This is a genomic window from Spirillospora sp. NPDC046719, from assembly GCF_040645715.1.
In the GTDB taxonomy this organism is placed as follows: domain Bacteria; phylum Actinomycetota; class Actinomycetes; order Streptosporangiales; family Streptosporangiaceae; genus Spirillospora.
In genome coordinates this window covers 1-3,953 of sequence record NZ_JBEYYT010000654.1, presented here as the reverse complement: position 1 = coordinate 3,953, position 3,953 = coordinate 1, and the positions used below count along the sequence as shown (strand labels likewise).

The 3,953-nt window shown below is 74.9% G+C and carries 3 protein-coding genes; all 3 read left to right on the top strand.

The window, feature by feature from the left end:
- On the top strand, positions 1-809 hold an 809-nt coding region (locus ABZ914_RS48095; RefSeq protein WP_500201318.1), incomplete at its 5' end, for an ABC transporter permease.
- A gap of 40 nt (positions 810-849) precedes the next feature.
- On the top strand, positions 850-2,532 hold the full coding sequence (locus ABZ914_RS48090; RefSeq protein WP_500201317.1) for a dipeptide ABC transporter ATP-binding protein: 1,683 nt from the start codon (positions 850-852) through the stop codon (positions 2,530-2,532).
- The coding region (locus ABZ914_RS48085; protein WP_500201316.1) for an NtaA/DmoA family FMN-dependent monooxygenase at positions 2,529-3,953 on the top strand (1,425 nt) is incomplete at its 3' end. The genes ABZ914_RS48090 and ABZ914_RS48085, both read left to right, overlap by 4 nt.

The following is a 3,953-nucleotide window of genomic DNA, read 5'->3' as shown; positions in this document are numbered from 1 at the left end:
CGCGGTTCGCGCGCGACCGGCAGGCCGTGCTCGGGTTCGCCGTGATCGCCGTCGTCGTCGCGGTCTCGGTGCTCGCCCCGTGGCTGGCGCCGCACGACCCGAACGCCGCCGACGCCGAGAGCGTCCTGGCGCCCGCCGGATCGGCGGGGCACCTGCTCGGCACGGACGAGCAGGGCCGGGACGTGCTGAGCCGCCTCGTCTACGGCGGCCGGACCGCGCTCGTCGTGTCCGTCGCGTCGGTCACGGCCGCCCTGGTCGCCGGGACGGCCGTGGGGCTGTTCGCCGCGTTCGCGGGGCGCCGCGCGTCCGGGGCGCTGATGCGGCTCGTCGACCTGATGTTCGCGTTCCCGGTGATCCTGGTGGCCCTGTCGCTCGCCGCGGTCGTCCGGCCGGGCGCGTGGGTGCTGGCCGGGACCGTCGTGTTCGGCGCCGTCCCGTACGTCGCCCGGATCGTCTTCGCCGAGGCCCGGGTCGAGCGCGAGAAGGACTACGTCGAGGCGGCGCGCTCGCTCGGCGCCTCCGAGGCGGCCCTCGTGTGCACCGAGGTGCTGCCCAACCTCGCCTCGTCCGTCGTGATCTACGGGACGAGCCTGGTCGGGGTGAACATCGTCTTCACCGCCAGCCTCAGCGCGCTCGGCCTCGGCGTCCAGCCGCCCGACGCGGACTGGGGTCGGATGATCTCCGAGGGCGCCAAGGTGCTGGTCACCGGCAGCCCCGGCGTCGCCACGTTCCCCGCCGCCGCCGTCCTGCTGGTCTCGCTGGCCTTCAACTGGCTCGGCGACGGCCTGCGCGACGTCCTGAACCCGTGATCCCGGCCATGACCGCGCCACGAGACCCCGGAGGTCGGAAATGAACGCCGTGCTCACCGTGCAGGGCCTCAGCGTCGAGTTCGCGCTGCCCGGCGCCCGGGTCGAGGCGGTGCGGGGCGTCGACCTGGAGATCGGCGAGGGCGAGGTGCTCGCGCTCGTCGGCGAGTCCGGATCGGGCAAGAGCGTGACGGCCGCCGCGATCCTCGGGCTGCTGCCCCGCGGCGCCCGCGTCACCGCGGGCAGCGTCCGCTTCCGCGGCACCGAGCTGGTCGGGCTGCCGGAGCGGCGGCTCAACGCCCACCGCGGCTCCGGCATCGGAATGATCTTCCAGAACCCCGTCACCTCGCTCGATCCCTCGTTCGCCGTCGGCGGCCAGCTCGGCGACACCGCCCGCCTGCACCTGGGCGTCTCCCGGAGCGAGGCGGCACGGGTCGCGGGCGGCTGGCTGGAGCGGGTCGGCATCCCCGACCCGGACCGCGTCCTGCGCTCCTACCCGCACGAGCTGAGCGGCGGCATGCGGCAGCGCGTCATGATCGCGCTCGCCGCGCTGTCCGGCCCGGACCTGCTCATCGCCGACGAGCCGACGACGGCGCTGGACGCCACCGTGCAGAAGCAGATCCTCGACCTGCTGCTCGGCCTGTCCGCCGAGACCGGGACGGCGGTGCTGCTGATCACCCACGACTTCGGCGTGGTCGCGCACACCGGCTCCCGCGTCGCGGTGATGCGCGAGGGCGCGATCGTCGAGGTGGGGGAGACCCGGCGGGTGCTCGGCGCGCCGTCGCACCCCTACACGCGGTCGCTCATCGAGTCGGTGCCCGAGATCGGGCGGGGCCGGCCGGGCGCGGGCCGCCGCCCGCCCGCCGCCCGGCGCGCCGGCGGGGCGCGGCCCGGCGGCGCGTCCTCCGGCGAGGCGATCCTGGAACTGCGGGGCGTGTCGAAGGAGTTCGCCGTCGGCGGCTTCGGGACCGGACGCCACCGGTCCGTGGTCCGCGCCGTCGGCGACGTCTCGCTGAGCGTGCGGCGCGGCGAGACGTTCGGGCTCATCGGCGAGTCCGGGTCGGGCAAGTCGACGCTCGCCCGGCTCTCCGGCGCCCTGCTCCGGCCCACCGCCGGGTCGGTCCTGTTCGATGGCGCGGACGTCGCCGCCGCGGACGCCCGGGGCCGCCGCGACCTGCGGCGCCGCTTCCAGTACGTCTTCCAGGACGCGGCCACCGCCCTGAACCCCCGGCTCAAGGCGGGCGACCAGATCGCCCGGCCGCTCGTCCGGCTGGGGAAGGCCGCGAACCGCCGGGAGGCCGCCGCCCTCACGGCCCGCGCGCTGGAGCTGGTCGGCCTGCACGCCGCGCACGCCGACCGCTACCCGCGCGAGTTCTCCGGCGGGCAGCGCCAGCGGGTGAGCATCGCGCGGGCCATCGCGCTGGAGCCCGACCTGCTCGTCCTCGACGAGCCCACGTCCGCCCTCGACGTGTCGACCCAGGCGAGCATCCTGGACCTGCTCTTCGACCTGAAGGACGAGCTCGGCCTCACCTACCTGTTCATCGGCCACGACCTCGCGGTGATCGAGTCGGTCTGCGACCGCATCGGCGTGATGCGCCACGGGTCGCTCGTCGAGACCTTCCCGGTGGACGACCTGTCCGCCGAGGACCGCCATCCGGCCACCCGCGCCCTGCTCGACGCCGTCCTCCCGATCGGCGCCGCGCACGAAGCCAAGGAGACCTCATGACCACGCGTCCGCTCATCCTCAACGCCGTCGAGATGAGCACGGCGGGCCACATCGCCTTCGGCCTGTGGCGCCGCCACTCGCCGGCGGCGCGCGACTACACCGACGTCGGCTACTGGGTCGAGCTCGGCCGGGTGCTGGAGGACGGCGGCTTCGACGCGCTGTTCCTCGCCGACGCGCTCGGCCAACTCGACACCTACGAGCGGTCGGCCGACCGGGCGCTCACCGACGCCGTCCAGACGCCCCTGGACGATCCGCTGCTGGTGGTGTCCGCGATCGCCGCGGCGACCCGCACCCTGGGCATCGGCGTCACGGTGTCGACGACCTACGAGCAGCCGTACCTACTGGCCCGCAAGTTCACCACGCTCGACCACCTCACCCGCGGGCGGATCGGCTGGAACATCGTCACGTCCCAGCTCGACAGCGCCGCGCGCAACCTCGGCCTCGACCGCCAGCTGCCCCACGACCGGCGCTACGAGCTCGCGCAGGAGTTCCTCGACGTCACCTACAAGCTCTGGGAGGGGTCCTGGGACGACGGCGCGGTGGTCAAGGACCGCGAGCGCGGCGTCTACGCCGACCCGTCGAAGGTGCACGCGATCGGCCACTCCGGCGAGTACTTCTCCGTGCCCAGCGCGCACCTGTCCGAGCCGTCGGCGCAGCGCACGCCCGTGCTGTTCCAGGCGGGCTCGTCGCCGCGCGGGCGCGCGTTCGCCGCCCGCAACGCCGAGGTGGTGTTCGTGGCCGGGATCGAGCCGGTGGCGCTGCGCCGCAACATCGAGGAGATCAGGAGGCTGGCGGCGCTGGAGGGACGGGGGCCGGACGCGATCCGGTTCGTCGGCCTGGTCACCGTCATCGCGGACGCGACGGACGAGGCCGCCCACGCCAAGCTGCGCGACTACCAGCGCTACCGCAGCGTCGAGGGCGCCATCGCCCACTTCTCCGCCATCACCGGCATCGACTGGGCGCAGTACGACCTCGACGCGCCGCTGGAGTACATCGAGACCGAGAGCAACCGGTCGATCCTCGCGAGCCTGACCAAGGACGTCCCCGGCACCTCGTGGTCGCTCCGCGACGTGTTCGGGTCCCCGGACGGCGTCGGAGGCTACGGGCGGCCCATCGTCGGCGGCGGCGCGACGGTCGCCGACCGGCTCGAAGCGCTCGCCGACGAGTCGGGGCTCGACGGCTTCAACATCGCCGGAGCGGTCGCCATCGAGGACTACCGGGCGTTCGGCGAGTACGTGACGCCCGTCCTCGCCGAGCGGGGCCGCGTCAGCGAGAAGGCGCCCGGCCGCACGCTCCGCGAGGCGCTGTCCGGCGCGTCGTCGCCGCTGCTGCCCGCCGACCACCCGGCGGCGCGCTACCGCGGCGCGTTCGCCGGCCGGGCGTCCGCGGCCCCCCCCCCCCACACCCCCACCCGCACCAAC